13 protein-coding genes and 1 tRNA gene are annotated in these 19,695 nt (G+C 56.3%); 4 read left to right on the top strand and 10 right to left on the bottom strand.

Annotated features, from left to right (window positions below; translation table 11 throughout):
- Positions 1 to 229: 229 nt before the first annotated feature.
- The 9 genes from NTZ04_00020 to NTZ04_00060 form a co-directional block, all read right to left on the bottom strand.
- Positions 230 to 709, bottom strand: a complete 480-nt coding sequence (locus NTZ04_00020) for a hypothetical protein (GenBank protein ID MCX5990714.1) — start codon at positions 707 to 709, stop codon at positions 230 to 232.
- Between the two features lie 102 nt (positions 710 to 811).
- A complete protein-coding gene (locus NTZ04_00025; protein ID MCX5990715.1) occupies positions 812 to 1,018 on the bottom strand; it encodes a hypothetical protein in 207 nt (68 codons plus the stop codon).
- A gap of 343 nt (positions 1,019 to 1,361) precedes the next feature.
- Positions 1,362 to 1,520: a hypothetical protein gene (locus tag NTZ04_00030; protein MCX5990716.1), complete on the bottom strand. Its 159-nt coding sequence runs from the start codon at positions 1,518 to 1,520 to the stop codon at positions 1,362 to 1,364.
- A 542-nt stretch (positions 1,521 to 2,062) separates the two neighbouring features.
- Positions 2,063 to 2,908 carry an HAD family hydrolase gene (locus tag NTZ04_00035; protein ID MCX5990717.1) on the bottom strand — a complete coding sequence of 282 codons (846 nt, stop codon included), beginning with the start codon at positions 2,906 to 2,908 and terminating at the stop codon, positions 2,063 to 2,065.
- A 213-nt stretch (positions 2,909 to 3,121) separates the two neighbouring features.
- Positions 3,122 to 6,373, bottom strand: a complete 3,252-nt coding sequence (locus NTZ04_00040; GenBank protein ID MCX5990718.1) for a UvrD-helicase domain-containing protein — start codon at positions 6,371 to 6,373, stop codon at positions 3,122 to 3,124.
- On the bottom strand, positions 6,370 to 9,237 hold the full coding sequence (locus NTZ04_00045) for a PD-(D/E)XK nuclease family protein (protein MCX5990719.1): 2,868 nt from the start codon (positions 9,235 to 9,237) through the stop codon (positions 6,370 to 6,372). Before NTZ04_00045 ends, NTZ04_00040 begins: the two co-directional genes overlap by 4 nt.
- An 81-nt stretch (positions 9,238 to 9,318) precedes the next feature.
- Positions 9,319 to 12,024 (bottom strand): AAA family ATPase, encoded by a 2,706-nt coding sequence (locus tag NTZ04_00050; protein MCX5990720.1) that lies wholly within the window; start codon positions 12,022 to 12,024, stop codon positions 9,319 to 9,321.
- A 17-nt stretch (positions 12,025 to 12,041) separates the two neighbouring features.
- Positions 12,042 to 13,169 carry a DNA repair exonuclease gene (locus NTZ04_00055; GenBank protein ID MCX5990721.1) on the bottom strand — a complete coding sequence of 376 codons (1,128 nt, stop codon included), beginning with the start codon at positions 13,167 to 13,169 and terminating at the stop codon, positions 12,042 to 12,044.
- Between the two features lie 719 nt (positions 13,170 to 13,888).
- The gene (locus NTZ04_00060; protein ID MCX5990722.1) at positions 13,889 to 14,143 is read right to left on the bottom strand and encodes a zinc-binding dehydrogenase; all 255 of its coding nucleotides are present in this window, start codon (positions 14,141 to 14,143) and stop codon (positions 13,889 to 13,891) included.
- An 808-nt stretch (positions 14,144 to 14,951) separates the two neighbouring features.
- Between NTZ04_00060 and NTZ04_00065 the strand changes: the two genes are divergently transcribed.
- Together NTZ04_00065 and NTZ04_00070 are read left to right on the top strand one after the other, a co-directional pair.
- The gene (locus tag NTZ04_00065) at positions 14,952 to 15,791 is read left to right on the top strand and encodes an acyl-CoA dehydratase activase (protein ID MCX5990723.1); all 840 of its coding nucleotides are present in this window, start codon (positions 14,952 to 14,954) and stop codon (positions 15,789 to 15,791) included.
- Positions 15,792 to 16,607, top strand: a complete 816-nt coding sequence (locus NTZ04_00070) for an acyl-CoA dehydratase activase (protein MCX5990724.1) — start codon at positions 15,792 to 15,794, stop codon at positions 16,605 to 16,607.
- Between the two features lie 730 nt (positions 16,608 to 17,337).
- Here the strand turns inward: NTZ04_00070 and NTZ04_00075 are convergent.
- Positions 17,338 to 17,412 (bottom strand) — tRNA-Met (locus NTZ04_00075).
- A gap of 82 nt (positions 17,413 to 17,494) precedes the next feature.
- Here NTZ04_00075 and mnmG point away from each other — a divergent pair.
- Together mnmG and NTZ04_00085 are read left to right on the top strand one after the other, a co-directional pair.
- Positions 17,495 to 19,405: a tRNA uridine-5-carboxymethylaminomethyl(34) synthesis enzyme MnmG gene (gene mnmG, locus NTZ04_00080; GenBank protein MCX5990725.1), complete on the top strand. Its 1,911-nt coding sequence runs from the start codon at positions 17,495 to 17,497 to the stop codon at positions 19,403 to 19,405.
- Positions 19,402 to 19,695: amidohydrolase family protein (locus NTZ04_00085; protein ID MCX5990726.1), on the top strand; the 294-nt coding region annotated here is incomplete at its 3' end. The genes mnmG and NTZ04_00085, both read left to right, overlap by 4 nt.

The following is a 19,695-nucleotide window of genomic DNA, read 5'->3' on the forward strand; positions in this document are numbered from 1 at the left end:
CCCCCCCCTTTACGAGTAGTCTTGCCCGACCCCGCTCGGCACTAGATGCGTGACTGCCTGGCCGAATTGTGTATCGTGTGGGAATTCTGTCCTGATGATATGCAGACTGTCTGACAGTTGTCAAGGATTGGAGGTTATGTCTGGTTACCACCCTCAGCTTGGATACAAAGGGGCTCAGTGCAGGGGACTACGAGTGGAGATAGTAGTACATTGAGACAAAGGAGCGCAGTCAGCAAACACAGACCACTACAAGCATGTATACCCAGAAAAAGAAGAAGCCCGCAGGAATGCACCAAGCCATAGAGGGCCTGAAGCTGAAATGGTGAGCAGCCCCTCCCTCCAGCCCCTTAGTGAAAGGAAGATCTGAGGCATTACTCAGGATCGTCTTAAAGGGGCCGTTAGCTAGCTTCGCCTTGTCCTCGGTCTTCAAGAGATAGTAATCGTACTTCCTGACGGTTTCGGTTGCGAAGAACCCCACAATGGCGAAGATTGCGGAAAGCACCATGCCAAGTATGACTATCCCCCAGCTGGCAGCATGAAGCTCACTCGCTCTACCTGAAGCGACTATTGTTGCGAATGCCACGATAAGGAAGGACATGCCTACCAAGAAGTAGTTGAACATTTGGTACCCAAGTTCCACCTGATGATAGCGAATCTCAAGAGCTTTTTCGTAGGCAAGCTTTCTCCGATAAGCGTCTCCATTTGCCATTCCATGTCCTCCAAGATGTGACATTATATCACCCCAACCTCATCCTGGATACAGGGAAGGGGAGCTTCTGACAGCCTGAAGTCCTGCAAGGCGCTGGTGGCACTACGCCCAGGTGGCGACGACCACCGCATCGGTAGGGTGTGTTGCGTTGAAGGATGCCACGGCGCAGAAGTTCCCCACGGTGCAATCACCTGCCGGGATAGTGAGGGCTACTGGTATGTCCCTCCAGTATGTCCCGCTGTCCATCGTTCTCACAACCACGGTATGTGTGCCAGCGTCGTAGGATTGGATGGTGGCTTTTGTGATCATGTTACTCCTTACAATAAGCTCATCCTTCTGCGGAAGGATGGCTGATAGCTCATGGCTGAGATTGCTTCGTCGGTGCGCTCCTCGCAATGACACGGGGGGGCGGTTCTCCCTTCCGCAGAAGGATGACACCCACTGTGTCGCCACAGCGTCGGGTCAGGGACCCGACAGCCACCGACAACCGAGATTCTTCGCTGCGCTCAGAATGACACGATCGTAGCTCGTGGCTCATGGCAGAGATTGCTTCGTCGGTGCGCTCCTCGCAATGACACGGGGGGCAATATGGCACCCTGAACGAATGGGGCTCGCCCACGAAGCGAATGAATCCTATTTCTGCAACTAAGCACTACGCCCAGGTGGCGATGACCACGGCGTCGGTGGGGTGTGTGGGGTTGAATGATGCCACGGCGCAGAAGTTACCCACGGTGCGATCACCTACAGGAATGGAGAGTGCCACCTTTATGAACTGCCAGTAGGTGTCACTGCAGATCGGTCGTGCTACCACAATGTGTGTCCCTGCATCGTAGGACATAGCGATCAAATTTGCCTGTGCTCACTCGACTCTTAGCGATCCCGGAAGGAGAATTTGAATGAGTACTGCTTGAGCGCCAGGTTTGGCACTGCCAGGGCTGCAGAAACTACTCTCGGGTGAAAATCAGAGGCAACTGTAGATTCTCAATGTAATTTGCCACTTTGAGGGTAAAATTCTCACGGTAATTTGCCACCCCCGGATGCACCAAAACCGCAAACATAGCATCATAGGCTTAGCTAACTTAAAAAGGAGGTTGAGCCTGTGGCAAGAAGGAGGTTTCTGGTACGAGATATCGCAGAAATACTGGAGCACTGGCAAGCGGGAAGGAGCATTTGTGCCATTTCCCGGAGTCTTGGTGTGAGTCGCCAACGAATAGTCCTCGGCGGCTAGGAGCCTGTCTGAGTAATAGGTTGGCCATGACTAGAAGAAGTCAAAAATCAAGGTCGCCCACGCTCAGCATAGGTATTACTCGGACACACTCCTAGGCCGAGGAGCTATCGGTGAATTTGCATCCGTCATTCCTGTTTGCCAAGGAAGTCCAGCTCGCAATCACTTGCTATTTTGTCGATCAACGCCTTAACAATGTCGTCAATATGACTCCCACTTGAATAATCGGCTGGAGCAACGAAGTTGACACGCCCATCTCTGACCAGACTCTCTGCCTTTGCTTTAGCACCTTTGGTCTTGGGTTTGTAGACAGCTATTGAATGTCCACCCAGGCTCTTAACCAGGCTGAAACATGGAATGTCCGTCTCACCGTCACCAATGAAGATCATGCGCTTGAATGGAATCGGGCGCTCTTCCATTGGTACGAATTCATTTATCTTCTTATTATCATAGACGTCAAGAACGCCCTTGTTTATGCGAAATAGATACTGGGTTTTTGTTGTGAAGTTGATTGCCAATGCCGGCCATTCAGCTACATCGTTGGCATCATATTTGAAAGATGAAGCATAGATCTTCTTGAACTCATGAGCGATAGGCGTGCCTTCTATCATCTCATGAAGTCCAGATGAGATGATGTAGTGCTCTGCCTTGAGTCCTGCGCTCTTTCCGTACTTGTTGATGCGCCGGAACCAGAGTTTGACGCCTTCGAAAAACTTGACTGACTTCCCGTGATCCCTGAAATCTTGTCTTCCCACCGGAACCCCTGCTTCCTTCGCCTTTGTTAGCATGAGATTCATATATGTCAAAACGCTGTCTGCCTCATGTTTCTTGGCGAGTTGATCCGCCTCGTTCCAGAACTTGATCGGTGACATGCCGATATTTGGAAGAAAGCCATGCTCTTGCATGTTCCCTGGTGAGAGGGTTCCATCGAAATCATAGGCTATGGCTATAATAACAGGTCTACGCACTATCATCCCTCCTCGTCGGCGTACCCAACCCGCCATATCCGCTCCAGGATGGCAGCAAACAGCTCTCTGGGCACTGCTACCTCAGCCATTTGGAAGACAATCTGCCGAGCATGGCGCACAATTCGGCCCACCAAGCAGAAGTCGAACCGGATTGCAGTTGAACAATCGCCCAGACTGTCGCATCACACAAAAGCCTGTCATGACAATTGCATGTCTACCTTACCTGAGTTCATGGACCTTGCCTGAGCACACAAACACGAGACTGAGTGTCACTTTGGCAGCGTCAAGTCCAAGCATGCCTGACAGGGCGCTGCGATAGAGCTGCATCTGAGGCCGGTACTGTCCGGCCAAGGCTATCGCCGCCGCGTCGTCCGGAACCTCGGCGCTCTTGAAATCAAGCACCGTGGCTCTCAGCGGTCTACCGGTGTCATCACGCACCACGACAACGCGGTCGAAGGCTCCGCTCACCCAGCGGTTGTCGATGACTATCTCAAACCTCTTCTCCTGCCACAAGGTCACGTTGCCCGATGGCCGGCTCAGGGCACGGCATATCTCCGGGGCAGCCATTGCCCGACAGAATAGATCGACGGCCTTCTGCTTCAGATCCTCTCTCATGGAGGACGCCTCACTCCATTCCATAATTAGAGCCTCTGCATCAACTTCACCGATCCACGACACTTTCTCAAAGAGTTCGTGGATGGCCGTCCCGAGGTCAAGGTTATCCTGGGCACCCAGCGCAAACAGCGAGTCGGCTCTCTGGATGATATCCGCCCTCTGAGACGGCTGAACGTGGACCAGCCGCCGCCGAACCGAAGGCTGCCGGCGGAAACCCGGCGGCAGTTGGGCCGCCTCGACAGGAGCCGGCTGCCTGGCCGTCTCAAGTGCTTTGGCAGGCCACTGAGGGTCTCCCACCTCGTAGAGGCAGAGAACGTCCTCTCCGCCAATCTGGAGTGGTTTGCCCTCGACAGGTTTGGTATCTCCCACGAGCTGCTGCTTCACGAAAGCAGCTGGCGTGAGAACCTTCGAAAATCCCCCCGGGAAACTGGTGACTATATACAATCCCTTCTTGGCACGCGTCAGTGCCACGTAGAGTAGGCACAGGGCATCGAAAGCCACCTTCTCGTCTTCCAGTGCCAACTGTCTGTCCAGTACCGCATCCTTCTCGGCCACCTTCCGCCGGGGCATCTCCAGCGCCCACGCCGGTTTCCCGGTCACGGGGTCGCGGGCCAGCACAAACCCCGGCTGGCCGCCCCCGGACATGTTCCCTGTTTGCAGGTCGGGCAGTATGACCATATCGAATCCCAGACCCTTCGACTGGTGTATGGTCATCACCCGCACAGCGTCATCGGTGGCGAGGTCGTGTATCTGGTAGCTGTCGATAGAGCGGAGAAAGGCGTTGCAGTCGCGGCTGCCCGTTTCATCGAACTCGATAGCGGCATTTATCAGCTCGTTCAACCTCTTCTGCCCGAAAGCGTCCAGCGGCTGATCCCCACCCAGCCTGTCGCCCCAGTTGCGAATCAGCGACTGAAAGCCCTCCGTCTGCATCTCCCGCAGAAGTAACAGGGGCAGGTGGTCCCGAGTCAGCCTCTCCCTCGCAAAATACCCTCGCAGCGGGCTCATCTGGAGGTGCCGCCAGGCGTAGGTATCTGCCGGATGCGCAGCGAACTTCACCAGCGAAAGCAGAGCGGCCACCACAGGGTTGTCCTTGATGGACGCCGTTCCTTCATGAACGATACGCATGCCGCTGCACTCGCGCCGCAGGAAGTCCACCATTTCATTCCCGCTCTTGTTGGTACGCACCAGCACAGCCACCGACAGCCCCCGCTTCAGCGGCTCGATCTCCCGCAGCAGATGGGCAACCACCCCATAGCGGTCTTCGTCGCCGGGCTTGACTCTTCCCCCGTCACACGGCGGCTCCAGAACGGCAGCATAGCCATGCTTCGGAACCGCGCCCTCCTCGCAGCGGTGAACCTGCCACACCCTCTGCCACTGGGCCACCGCCCCCTGGGGCAGCAGATCCGCCGGCATCGCCCCGAAGACCCGGTTGACCGTATCGACCACCACCTGGCAGGAACGGAAGGACGTGCTCAGGTGGCTCAGCTCGATATGCTCCCCGTAGCGATCCAGAACGTTGTTGAACAGTTTGGCATTGCCCCCGCGCCAGCCGTAGATGGCCTGCTTGGCATCGCCCACATAGAAGAAGCTGCGCTGTCCGCTGTTGTCCTGCAGAATCTCATCTGCCAGATTGCTCAGCACCTCCCATTGCAGATCGCTGGTATCCTGGAACTCGTCCAGCAGCCAGTGGTCCAGCTTGCAGTCCAGGCGGTAGTCGATGTACAGCCGCATCTCCGCGGACGGCATGCGGCTCATCACCAATCCGCCGCTGTAACGGTTTCCCGAGGTAAGCAGATACTGGACATCGGTGAACGTCAGCCTGCCCTGCCGCCGCAGCAGTCTATCGTACAACCCTTCGTAAATGCCCAGCACCCGATAGACGCCCCGAGTCTTCTCCAGGGCCACTGTCAGCTCCGTTTTCATGATGTGGGCCACGAGCACCAGAACCAGGCGGCACTCCTCACTCGACAGATGCTGAGAAGCCTTGTCCATCTTGAATGACAGGTCGCCAGCTTGCAGGGATTCGATATGGGGAGACAGCTTTACGAGCAGGTAGTCAATGGCATCCGGCCAGGTAGAGCCAACTCCAAATTTACGCACGGCATCGATGAACGTCCGCCAGCGCTCCATGGCGCTTTCCGAGAGCCCGTCTTGCCGCAGCAGATCGGTCAGATGACCGGCCCCAGCCTCAACATGGCCGGTGCCTTTCCACCAGGGAGAGCTTCCTGCCCAGATGCGGTCCTCGTGACCCCAAGCGCTGGCCGCTGGCAGTACCTGATAGTAGCCGCGGTTCTCCCTGATCAGAGCATCCAGCCGCTCGCCCAGTTCCTTCTCTTCTCGGCCGAATGTGGCTTGCTTGTAGGCTTCGAGGAACTCACTCCGGAGAGCCTGGTTTGCCTCGCGTTGACTGAACACTCTGGCCAGAACCTGCTGCCGCACAACGCCAGCAGCCCCATCTTCCCCCAGCAGTTGGAAGCGCGGTGGGATGCCGAGTTCCATGGGAAAGGTCTTGGCTACGCCCACGGTGAAGCTATCCAGCGTGCCGATGTGCAGACGGTGCAGGCTTTCCAGCAGCTCTCGCAGTATATGCAGGAACTCGTGCTGCCTCGTGTCCGGTTTTCCGATCAGCCTCCCCGTTCGCAGCGCTGCCTCAGGCGATGACGCCGCTTGGCAAAGATATCTGACCACGGAATCGAAAATCTCCCCGGCTGCCTTGCGCGAGAAGGTGAGGGCGATTATGCGGTCCGGCTTGACCCCCTTGGACATCAGCTCAATGTAGCGATGGGCAAGCTGAAAGGTCTTGCCTGACCCGGCAGAGGCCGAAATGGCCTTATGCCCAATGAGTTCCGCTGTCATGATGCCTTCCCCTGGTTGAGAAAGGCCTCAAAGGCCTCCGCATTGACGCAGGTGGTCGGATCGGCAGGGAAGAGGCTCTCAAAATCGTCATACCTGGGCTTCTGGGCCGGCGGCCAGAAGCGGCGGTTCTTGATATCACTTATGACGCCTCGGGTGCAGGCGTTTGCCGATTCCAAAAGGGCTGCCGAGAGGTTGTCCCAGAGAACAACCCTGGTGTCGTCCAATGCCTTAGGCAAGTTGAAATAGCCCACTTCAAACGGTCCTCGCAGTTCCTGGTCAGATGAGAGCAGAATCCCATAAAGCGGCAGTTGCAGGCCTATCCAGCGCCTCTGCCTGCCGGCCATCTCAACTCTGGCATACTCCGGCCATTCCCGATCCTTTGGCAGCGAGCCAAGGTGGGCCTCCTCCGGCGTTCCAGCTTTGTCGGAGGTCTTGTAGTCCAGGACCCTGATCCTCCCCGTCTCCCTGTGCCGATCGATGCGGTCGATCTTGCCCCGGACCAGGACGCCCTCCATATCGCCTTCGATCTTCATCTCCCAGCGCACGATCTGCCAGCCTTGCCTGACCAGCCCTGCCTGGACCTGCGCCGCCTGGCGCAGGCGCTGTCTGGCCGATTCGAGCTGAGCCTCAACCTGGAGGGGCGGCGACGGGCCGAGGCGGGCCTTTATCCAATCCGCTGCCTTGGCGCAAAGGAAGTCCTGCAGTCGAGCAATGTCCTCACACTGGCGCATTCGTTCATCACGGGCCATCTCGTACAGCACGTCGTGCACCAGCGAACCGAAGTCCAGCGCATCAAGCTCCATCTTCTGGTCATCAAGCGCTTCCATGCCCAGCACGCGCTTCAAATAGAAGCGGAAGGGGCATTCCAGGTATTCCCCGAACGTGGTGACCGATATGCTCTTCAGTTCCAGCTTACCCGCCGGAACGTCCGGCGGGGGCACTGCCTCCAGGCGGAAGGAGATGCTCGAAGGGCAACTGACTCGCGCCTCTGGGGGAGTGCCGAAAAGGCGTTCGGCGCGGCGGGCCAGCTCGGCATCGTTGCACTGGAACAGCAGGCGCGACGGCTTCAGGACATCGCCGGTGCTGCCCGTCTTGCCAACGGTGAAGCACACGCGGCCGTGCTTACGGCGTGACTCAATCAGGGCGGTCATCAGATAAGCATCTGCAGCCAGCCGGTCCTCGTCGTGACGCAGGTTCAACTGTCTCCGCAGGGCATCGGGCAAGAAGACATCGGCAGGGCGGCTGTTTGGCACCGATCCATCGTTCATGCCGGTGACGATCAGGAACGGGGCGTCGTTCCACGGCATCTCCAGCCAGCCTTCCAGATCGATGATGGCCTCTTCCGGCTCCGGGTAGTAGTGCTGCTGGCTCAGAAACCACAGCAGCAGTTCCAGCGCGCTTTCTTTGTCCATGCCCAGCGCGGTCAGCGCGTCCCGGGACATTTGGCGCAGCGCAGTGTCGATGGCCTCCGCCACGGCCATGAATTCGCTGTCGGCAGGCTTCCTGGCGTTGACAGTACGGAACTCATACACCGTCTGGAGGAGTGAGCGCAGCGAGCTGGCCACATCCGCAGCGTCGAACCCGCGCACCTGTTCGGCAATGACGCCGATCGCCTTCCCCAGGTTGGGGAACTCCTTACGTCCCGTGCTTGCAGCAGCGGGCCGCGTGAACCCCCGAATCATGTCGTCGAGAGACTGCGGCAGGTGGTTGTTCTGGTAGTTGTCCAGCTCTTCCAGCACGCGGCTCGGCAGTGTCCGATGCTTTTTCTGTACGTAGTCGAGGAAATCGCTGTTTCTCATGAAGGCGCTGATAGCCGTATAGTCGCCCTCGTTGCGCAGGTCACGAAAAGCCTGGAGAAGCTGAGACAGTGGATGCTGGTCCGCCGACTTCCCTGCAGGATTGAATGGGATCAGACCAACGCCTGCTAAGTCGGTTTCCAGAAACGGGATGACTTCACTGTCCGGGACTCCGATGGCCACGTCGGCCGGGCCGAAGCGTCCCGCCTCTTGGGCCATGAGTTCCAGCACCTTCTGGCTCTGCAACCAGGGCGACCCACCCAGAACGATATTGGCATCAGGATCGGGAATGTCGATGCGGCGTTCCCGCCACTTCGCCGGAAGAGGGCGCCCCCAGCCATCGAAGCAATCAGCCAGCGCCTCCGGCGCGTGAATCAGAACGACGATCGGGATTCGCTGCGAAAGGCGCTCCATCTTCCGCACCATCAGCGGCGTGGGGTCAGGCACGGCAGCCACCACGATGCGCTCGATCCCCCTTGGAGGCTCAGGGCTTTCCGCATTCTGGAGCATTCCCACACAGGGGTCCTTGAGACCGAGCGCGCTGAGGCGCTCCAGGTACATTGACTCCAGGTCTGCCAGGTCGTGCCAGCGCTCCTCCTCTTCGAGCAGGCTGCCGAAATCCTTGTAGACATCAGCGATCCGGTACCTGCCGTCCGCCAGGGTATCCCGCAGCCCTTCGATCATCTCGCTGGTGCGCAAGGCCCAGATGAAGTCCTGCGATGGAGCGCGGGCCGGGAACAGACCGCTGTACTGGCTGAGATCAGCCTTCATCAGGACATCTGCCCAGACAGCCACCACCTCCAAAGGCGCAGCCACAGTGTCCGTCCCATCATCGGGGCGCAGGAAGAAGGCCGGGGTGACTACACGCAGTGACAACAGGGCTGTCTTCTGGGAGGCGCAGTGCAGCGCCAACGATTCGCGCAACCGCCGCCCGGCCTGGCGCGTGGGCACGACGACGAGGTCTTTGGCCAAGTCAACCGGTCCGGAGAGCTCCTGCGGGAGCAGAAACTCCCGCACCTTGGTGGTGGCTGGTGCGTCCCAACCCAGAAAGCAAAGTTCAACACTCATCACTGTTCAGCGTCGTAGAGTGGGCTTGCCCCACTATCCGTTCAGTCCCCAAATATGCCCAGGATACTCCCAGCGTGATCCTCATTCTGATGCCTCCGATTCGCCACGAACCTTGGCTTCCAGATCAATGAATTGCGCCCCTCTCAACCCCCGATACCTCTCCGGATGGCAAGTGAGAATAACAATCTGCAGGTGCTGGGCTGCCTCTTCCAGGATGGCCATCACCCGCGCCATTCGCCCGGCATCGGTGAAAGTCATGACATCGTCGAGAACCACCATCTGACGTTCTTCCTTGGCCAGCACTTCGGCCAAGGCCAAGCGAGTGGCCAGATGAATCTGCTCCCGCTCGCCGCCGGAAACGCTGTCCAGAGAGACCGCATCCCCGCTGATCTCCGAAACAACGTTGGCCGGTTCAAAAGAATCGCCCAGCTTGAGATGGCCCAGCCTTCCGCCCGCGATCCGCTGGAATATCTGCGTGGCCACGGCCTCCACGGGTCCGGCAACGGCAGCCACGGCTTGGGCCCGGCATTCGCCCAGCATGTCACGCAGCAGGCGAATAGCTCCGGCGCGCAGTTCCTCGGCGGCGACCTCAGCCTGCAGAGCCGCCACTCTCTCCTCCGCTGCAGCCAGCAATGAGTAGGTGCCCTGGGCACTGAGGGTCTGAAGCTTTCCCTCTTCTGTCTTTTCATCGTCGCGAGCTTTGTTGGCAGCCTCTTCCGCCGCCTGAAGCTGCTTCTCCAGCCGGACCACCGTGTCCACCGGGTTGTCCTTGAACTCCGAGAGTTTGCCCGCAATCTCATCCAACTTCAGCCGGGCGGCGTCCCACGAGAGCGTGACCTTCTTCAGATGTTCGGTTCGGTCCTCATCCGACTTCCCATCACTGTTGAGATCGGCCAGCCGGGCTTCCAGGGACCCCATCATCTTCTTGACAGCTTCGGCTTGCGAACTCAGTTGATCCTTCCTCCTGCTGGCATCAAGCAAAGCGGACTGTGCCGCATCCCTGCGAGCTTCCGTCTTGTCTATCCTGGATTCGAAGGAAGCGCTGGTATCCTCTGCAGCAGCCTTGAGGGCCAAGGGGTCAGGTGTCTTGCCCTGCCAGTCGGGATGATCCTCGCCCATCTTGGCCTGGACAGCCTGAACCTCAGATCGTTGCCGCTGGATTTGCTCCACACTGCGGCCTGACAGCCATGTTTCAATCTGGGTTTCGGCCGCATCTATCTTCTTATCGAGACCACGGCTCTTCTCCAGCAGGGCCTCCAATGACTCAATGTCCAACGTCCTGAATGGTTCTGTCAGTCTCTTCAGCTCGCGTTCAGCCTCAGCCCGCCCGGCGCGATGCTCCTCAACCGACCCGGCAGGCCCGGAGGCTCTGATCCTGGACACGCCAGGCAGGTCAGCCACCACTTCCGGCGAACCGGTGACTCGTGTCGGGATCCCTGCACTCAGCTTCACTTCGCCGGGCTCTTCTCCGGCAACGATGACCAGCTTCCCGCTCTTCTCCGGGACCACCTCTAGGGTTATCAAGGATGCATCAATGCGAAGTTGCGCCTCATCCCGCTTCTTCATCGCCTTGCGGATAGCTCGCAGTGTTTTGTCATCCGGTGCTACCAGCTCAGCACGCTCCTTCTTGCGCCTGTCCAGAGCTTCCTGAGCAGCGATGATCTTCTGGAGAAGTCCATCCAGATCCGCCAGTGCCCTGGTGTTGTCTACGGATTGCCTGGCCTGTTCTGCCAGCGCTCGGGCAGCATCGATCGTCGGGCGTTCCTTCCGCACATCTTCGAGAGCCGACTTAGCCTCCGAAGCTTCTTTCTCCCGGTTCAGCAATTCGCGCTGCTGCAATGGCAGGTCGCCTTCAATCTTGCGAAGAGACTCTACAGCCTCTTTGAGTTCTCTTCTGGCTGCCGCGATACCTTGGATGCGCTCTTTCAGCTCGCTGTGCTTCGCCTCCTCCGCCTTGACGCGTTCATCCCTTTGGCTCCTCTCGGACGTCAGTCTCTGGAAAGAGTCAGATCTGGATCGAGACTCCTTGAGTTCCTTGCTGATGGCGTCCGCATAATATCTCGCTTGTGTTCGCCTGGCTCGCAAGTCCTCCACCCGCCTGGCCGCCTCTTCGTATTCGCGCTGCCGGGTTGTGGCTTCAGCATGATCGGCAATAGCCGCTTGGAGTCTCTCCCTCAGTTGCACCACAGCCGGGGCATCCTTGCCAGTCTTGTACTTGCCGGTGGGCGTATGTATCTGAAGGTAAGCTTCTTCCACCTTTCGTTCTATAGGGCTGGCGGCCGGTCCAGTGACCTGTGCTCCAAGTGAAGTTCTGACGTCAGCCAGAAGGTCGCCGGAAAGCGCTTCCAGTGCGAGTCTGCCCTGAGGTACCCAGAGAACCTGCGCCAGTCCGCTGTTCTCCCGCCTGGATAGTCCCCGTCCTGGTGCGCTCTTGCAGAGCATGGCCCGAACTACCTCGTCGGCTTTGCTTGATTCGGCCAGGCCGGCGAAGCGCCCATTTTCCTTTCTCTCAAGCTTCGAGCGTGGACTGTCCAGGAATTGCTTGGTGATCCGATAATCTTGGCCACCGTGGCTGAACTCAACCATGACCGTGGGAGCCAGGGAACGGCCCCAAGGCCGTATGACCTCGACCTCCTTCCCGCCTACTCGGTGCCCATCCAGAAGACCACGACGCATGGCCTCAAAGAGTGTGGACTTCCCCGTAGCATTGGGAGCATAGATCACGTTCAGGCCCTCTTGAAATTGTCCCACACGGATGGCATCTGCAAAACAGCGCCAGCCGGACACACGCAGCGATCGGAGGATTATGGTCGCACCTCCGTCACCAAAGCGTAAAGCTCCATCAGCGCTCTGGAGGCGACATCTGGTAAGGCGCCCTCAGGACGGTCTCCGACAAACTGAGGATCTGACAATTCCCGAAGCCTTGAGGCCACGTTTTGTAGCATGCCTGGAGGCATGTCGTTCAACCAGCTATCATCCTGAGGGGACGGCCGTATGCCAGATCTGTCCATATAGGCAAACAGGAACCTGGAAGCCAGTATCTCCTCGATGCGGGCTATCTCATCGCGCTCTCCCGCAGCCACCAGGCCCTTCAACCGCAACACTACCAGGGTCGATGCAGGGTTTTCTTGAGCTTCGATGTCTTTGCGGACGTGTAAGAGATCACCCGGCTCACGGATATCCTTTTCAATGACCTTCCATATCAGGCTTCCTGTTCGAACCGTGGTGATGACGGGCGCTCCCCCGCGTTGGGGTATATCTACCACCAGTACATTGCCACTGTCACGCTCATTGAACCTGGTTGTCTCGTGGGTTCCAGAATAGGCCATCCTCATAGCCCCATCGGGCATGGGATAGGTGGCGGTCGAATGCCAGTGACCCAAAGCAAGATAATCAAGGCCTGCCCGTAGTGCTGCGTCGCGTGGAATCGGGTAATCGGGTTCTTCCTGCAAAACTCCTTCCACAGTGCCGTGTGCCAACCCTATCCGGATGCCACCTGTCTCTTCCGCTGGTATCCATGCCGTCGGATTCTTGCGTGACCGTTTCTCTCGTGCTGGACAGCAATAAAGGACTCCCCCTTGGAGCTCGATAGGTTTTTCCTCAGAGAGAACATGGACGTTTTCGATCGACTTCCACACCGGGTGTTCCCAGACTGAGCCGGGTGTAAGCGGGTCGTGGTTGCCAGGTATCACGTAGATAGGGAGATTGCAGCCGCCAAGGATGTCCGCAACCTTCTGAACCAAAGCGCGCTCTACGCCGTTGTCTTCAAACGTATCCCCAGCTATGAGCATGAAATCTGCGGAATGATCCTGGGCAACCTTCATCACTCTCCTCACAGCGGCAAGGCGTTCCTCCCGTACGCAGGCAGCAGCGCTGCCCAGCTGGGCAGACTTTGCCCCGAGTTGCCAGTCTGCGGTGTGGATGAACTTCATGGTGTGTTTTGCACTCGAATCGTCAGCATTTCGAGTGTACGAGAGGTGCCCATTTCGCCGCAGATAGTATCACACTTTAGGCCACCTTCTTCAAGTCCGGGTATCATTAACAGTATCTCGGTTGGGAAATGGTGGCCACACAGCGTCAATACAGGATCCTCGCACTGATGATAGCAGAGGGGGTCACACCACATGATTTGTCGACTCCATACTTGTGTTGAACCAAGGCCTGGAAAGTTCAATGGCATTGTGTGGCCAGTTTTTGTTTGGAGAGTCAGCTATCTCTCTCACTTTCACTGCTCCCTGGCTTCTTTCTGTAGGCCGATCTTGGGGGAAAGAAGCTGGTGGCTTGTCCCTCCGCAATTCGGGCACAGATAGCCCTCCATCATAGAGACAGGCCCCATTTTGAGAACTTCCTTCAGTCTCAAAAAGTCGACAGTTCGCCTCATGCCGACTGCCGATATTTCTGACGGCTGGGAGATAACAATCACACCTAGCAGACTTGGAAGGTGTTCAAAGAATGAAAAAACATGCAAATCCTATCCCTTCAGATCCAGATGGTCACACGGATTCTGCTGAAAATTGCTGACAAATTGCCGACAGACTGCTTGTCACCCAAAACAACTATACCATTCAACACGCTTTTGGCCCATCCCTTTTGTGGTGGAGACGGAGGGGTTGAACTCGACCTGAAATGTTTGAAAACATGGGTTCACTCTTCACACAGTGATGACGACTTTTCCTCGAGCGTGCCCTGCTTCAAGATACCGGATAGCTTCAGCGACCTCACTGAGCGGGTAACGTCTATCTATAACGGGTTTCACTTTGCCGGCTTCAAGAAGCTCCTTTATAAAAGCCAAATCCTTTTGGTTTGGTTTCGCCGTCAAGAAACCCATTTTCTTGCCTCCGCTGATTGACATCCATGGTCCCAAGAGCAAGGCTTGGAAGATTTGCGAGTTGGAACCTCCGGTCATGACATATTACGTAGAGCACTAAATACTTCTCATTAAGCCATGGCATAACGGACTGAAGGTGCAAGGAAATAACGCTGTACCAAATCTGGTTTACGTTGCCGGCTATGCAAATAAGAACGGATATTTCCAAAATCACCTTCTATGGGAATTATTTAGTGCTCTACGTAATAAGTCCCCTTAGGACTCAGTATCCTTAAGCACGGTGAGATGCGGCGTCGGATTATTGAGGTGAACCCCATCAGTCAGACAGGATAGGACACTTACTAAGAGAGAGTCCTGCCATTCCTACAGTGTTTGCTACCAAGCATTCTACTACATTGGTACAAATAGTTTCCACGGCACCGGCGTATGCTGTACTTCTGCTGCACTTTGCAGGCAGGCGGCTACCGTGGAGTTGTTGCACTTCATGCTGGAAATCCCCTTCCCGCAGGGCTGGTTTCCGCCGGACGCCCCGCAAGCAACCTTGTGCTATCTCGTAAGGCAGAGGCGGGGGTGGCTACTAGGAGCCTGGGTCACGACTGTTTGCGCAAAGCTAGGCTGGGCGCAAGCGAACGGTTGTTTTGTGCCTAACTTATCCGCGTTGTCCGAGTGGTGACCCACCCTCCTAGTGGATTGCGGCCTTCAGCACCATTCCTGTCTCGATTCTCTCCTCCAGCAGTTGCGTGCTCTGAACGTCTCTCCCAGGGACATCGCCTTCGCCTTGACCATGACGCTTGCAATTGGCATAATGAGATAGATAGAACTGCCTGAACTGTCACGCATTGTCCGACAGGATTGTTGCCGGGTCGAGGACTGGAAGGAGCGAGAAGTGCTGTACGGTGGCTGTGACCTGGGAGTCGTGTCTGCCAAAGCAGCCATTATCGACGACAATGGTCCCTTGGCTTTCGAGATACTGCCATACTCAAGCTTTCCTCAGGAGGCAGCTATTGCGGTCATGGAGAAGGCCCTCGGTCGGGCCGGGCTTGCTGGCAAGAGAATGGACCGTTACGTATCCACGGGCTTCGGAGGTAAGGCCGTCCCGCATTCAGATGGTGTGGCACCTGACACAATATGCCTTCAACGCGCCGTCAGGAGGCTCAACCCCAAGGTGAGGACTGTTATCAATGTTGGGGGGCACAGTTTCATGGCCTTCTACATCGACACCACAGGAGGATTGGGTGAATCTGCCATGACGGACTTCTGCACGGCTGGCATGGGGATGCTTCTGGAAGCGATTTCCACGGCGCTGGAGGTGCCGCTGGACGAACTAATTCGGGAGTCAGGATCGCCAGATAGACCTCTATACATTAACAACCAATGCCCCGTATTCGCTGAGAGTGAGGCCATCTCCCTGATCAACGAGGGATATGACAGGGGCGATGTCTTTGCCGGCATCGTCTCTGCCGTGGCCACCAAGATAGCCGGTCAAGTAAGGCGATTGGGCGCTGTTCAAGAGGTAGCCATGGTGGGTGGAGTGCGCAAGAACCGCCTCGTAATGGCGAATCTGGAGAAGAACCTGAACCTCAGTTTCGCTGACCTTGGGGGCATGGACCCACAGGTCGTCGGGGCATATGGCGCTGCTCTTCTGGCCAGAGAAGGATGTAGCCTGGACAGTCAGAGCCTCAGCACAACTGTCGCCGAACGCCTCCACAGAGAAGGGAAGCCTTAGATGCTTGTTGCCGGATGCGACATCGGGGCACTGACTACCAAAGCTGCGGTTATCAAAGATGATGTGATCCTGGGGTGCGAGATCGTGCGCTCCAGACCAAAGGCCGTCCAATCTGCTACCGACGTCATGGACAAGTTGCTGGTAAGGCTGGGCATTTCCTATGGACAGATCGACTACTGTATCAGCACGGGTTATGGCCGCAACCTGGTGCCCTTTGCCCACAGCAACATGAGCGAGATCTCCTGCCATGGCCGGGGCGCCCACTGGCTGACACCGAGTGTGAGGACCGTCATCGATGGCGGCGGACAAGACTGCAAGGCCATAAGGGTTGACGAACACGGTGGGCTCGTTGACTTTCGGATGAACACGAAGTGCGCTGCGGGGACCGGCAAAGCCTTGGAGTTGATGGCCAGAAGCCTTGGTGTTGAAGTCTCTGAACTGGGACCTCTCTCTCTGCAGTCGAAGGATCCGGTGACGATGAACAAGCCTTGCTGCATACTAACCCAGATCGATGTGAAACGGTTCGCCTTTGATGGGCGAGAGCGGGCTGATATTGCAGCAGGGATAAATGACAACGTGGCCCGCGAGATACTTCACCTGGTGCGGGATGTGGGCGCAGAGAATGACATCGCTGTGACTGGCGGCGTTGCCAAGAACATAGGGGTGGTTAGGTGCCTTGAACAGTACCTCGGCGTAGTCTCAGTCCGTCTTCAAGTGGATCCACAGTTGATCGGAGCCATTGGGGCGGCAGTACTGGCCGCTGACCGATGCAGGAGAGTGTTGGCTAGCCAGTATGGCGGCGGAGTGATGCGATGAAAGAAGCCGGTGTCTGACCTGCCCGCAATTCGGGCAGAGACAGCCGTCCATCATAGAGACAAGCCCCAGTTCTCTGGGTTTCTTGCCTGCTTCAGTAGCCGTTCGATGAGCTTCGTGGTCTTCATGTTCGACGCCTCCCGATGAGTTTTGACACGGTGTCAGAATATGTCCGAATGGTTTCTCCCGCGCTGTCTGAGATACCCAGTGTCATAACAGTGTTAGAAATCGTAGGATTGACCATTCTACTGCCTTCTCATCGTTGAACCGGCCTTCACAACACGGCGGATCATGCCACCCTTCCCGCAACCAAAGCAGTACCGGACTGGCGTCCTCGCTCCTTCCCAACCTCGATGACTATGGCTCTATCTATGGATTCCATTTCCGGGCGGTCGTTCGTAAGTACACTGGAGCATCACTTGAAGATGTTCCAGTCTAAGAGCAGCAACAAACTTGATAGCAAAAGTTGTAGTGACTTCACGAAACGACGTTATGTGCAAAGATGCATGTGTATATTCTCAATGTAATTTGCCACTTTGAGGGCAAAATTCTCACGGTAATTTGCCACCCCCGGATGCACCAAAACCACAAACATAGCATCATAGGCTCAGCTAACAGATAAGGAGGTTGAGCCTGTGGCAAGAAGGAGGTTTCTGGTGCGAGTGGTGTTATGTAAAGTGTTAGGCAACTCTGAGCGTGAGGGGTTAAGCAGATTCGTGGGTGTTGGACTTGCTGGTAGCAGCGAGTGGAGTTGAACCACTGACCAAGGGCTTATGAGTCCCCTGCTCTACCACTGAGCTACGCTGCCACAGAGAGAAAGACTAACACAAGCAAATATTAGGTGTCAAACATGAGAATTTCACCGACCGAGAACAAACCTGTATAGTAAAATGAAGGCTAAGATGTATGACGTAATCGTTGTCGGGGCCGGTCATGCTGGCTGCGAAGCTGCTTTGGCAGCAGCTCGCATGGGCTGCAGGACCCTCTTGCTCACTATGAATCTGGATAATGTGGCGCTAATGCCATGTAACCCTTCCGTTGGAGGACCAGCCAAGGGCCATGTAGTACGCGAGATCGATGCTCTGGGTGGCGAGATGGGGAAAACCACAGACAGGACGTTCATCCAGATAAGAATGCTGAATACGGGGAAGGGGCCTGCCGTTCAAGCTCCAAGGGCTCAGGTTGATAAGAGGCTCTACAGCCTGCTTATGAAGCACACTTTGGAGCACCAGCACAACCTCGATCTGAAACAAGCGCTGGTTGAAGAGATTGGAACAACGAGAGATGGAAACAAAGAGTGTCATCTCCCCGGCCTGTGGGTGAAGACTAATCTGGGACAGCTCTACGAAGGGAAAACGGTGGTACTGACTACCGGCACCTTCCTAGCAGGGCGGATTGTCATTGGAGATACCACCTACCAGGCAGGCAGGGCAGGGGAGTTTGCTGCCAATGGCCTATCCCAGAGTCTGCGAAATCTGGGCTTTGCCTTAGGACGACTTAAGACCGGCACCCCACCTCGTGTCGATGCCAGAACTATCGATTTCAGCAAGACCATACTTCAACCAGGCAGCAAAGTTCCCATCTACTTCAGTTTCAGCAGTAACAGGACAGACAATGCCCATTTCCCGGCACCCAACCCTGTCTACCCCAGGGGCGAGATCACTCCATGGCGACCTCAATTGCCCTGCTACCTTGTCCACACCAGCCCCAAAACCCACGAAATCATTCGATCCAATCTACACCGTGCCCCCCTGTTTACCGGGGTAATCAAAGGTATCGGCCCGCGGTCTTGCCCCTCCATAGAGGACAAGATTGTTAAATTCGCTCATAAAGATGCACACCCCCTCTTCCTGGAACCCGAAGGCTGGGAAACCAGCGAGGTTTATGTTCAAGGTGCCAATACCAGCTTGCCTGAAGATGTACAGTTGGCACTGCTTCGCTCCATCCCAGCCATGGAGAGCGTAGAAATGGTAAGAGTAGGTTATGCCATTGAGTACGACTATGTACCCACATCTCAGACCGGAGCCACTCTGGAATCCAAGCTTGCTCCCGGTCTATTCTTCGCCGGTCAAATCAATGGCACTACCGGCTATGAGGAAGCAGCGGGGCAGGGATTGATTGCAGGTATCAACGCAGCCAATGCAGTCAAGGAGAAACCGTCCTTGATTCTGCGGCGAGATCAGGCATATATCGGAGTGATGATCGATGACCTTGTAACCCGTGAAATTATGGAGCCATATCGTTTGCTCACCTCCAGAGCAGAATACCGCCTCTTACTACGTCAGGACAATGCCGATCTGCGACTGACGCCCATCGGCTACGAATCAGGTCTTGTTAGCAGAGCTCAATTCGAGGCAGTGGAAGCCAAGAGGGAGGCTATCGCCAGGGAGACCAAGCGACTGGAAACAACACACTTTAGTCTTTCAAAAGAAGCTTGCAGCGTCAGTCTTGCAGCATTTCTCCGCCGTCCTCAAGTTAGCTATGAAACCCTGCTTTCCATCGGTCTAGGATCAACTGACCTGAGCCCAGATGTTACGGAACAAGCAGAGATTGTGATCAAGTATCAGGGTTATATCGAGAAGCAGAACAAGGATGTAGCGCGAATCCAACGCCTGGAAGAAAGGCGTATCCCACCTGGCATCGATTACGGATGTCTCGCTGGTCTACGTTTTGAGGCATGCCAGAAGCTTAATAAACTTCGCCCGGCTACCCTGGGTCAAGCCTCCCGCATAGACGGTGTCACACCGGCAGACGTAGCTATTCTGCTAGTTCACATGGAAAGAGCAAGAAGAGGATCTTGAATTCAGAGGCAGATCTAATCCTGTACAATGCCAATGTGATAACCCTGGACCGAACAAGGCCCAGGGCGACTGCGGTAGCTGTTAAAGGCAGTCGAATCATAGATGTTGGCACAGACGAAGATACCAGATTCCATAAGGGGACAAGGACCAAGATCATAGACTGCCGCGGCAGGACAGTGCTTCCGGGATTCAACGATGCTCATTGCCACCCCATTGCCCTGGCTTCCAGCTTGTTGGGTGTCGACTGTAGACCTTCTTCGGTAAGAAGCATCAGTGACATTCAGACCCAA

Source organism: Chloroflexota bacterium (assembly GCA_026389585.1).
Classification (GTDB): Bacteria; Chloroflexota; Dehalococcoidia; order UBA2247; family RBG-13-53-26; genus JAPLHP01.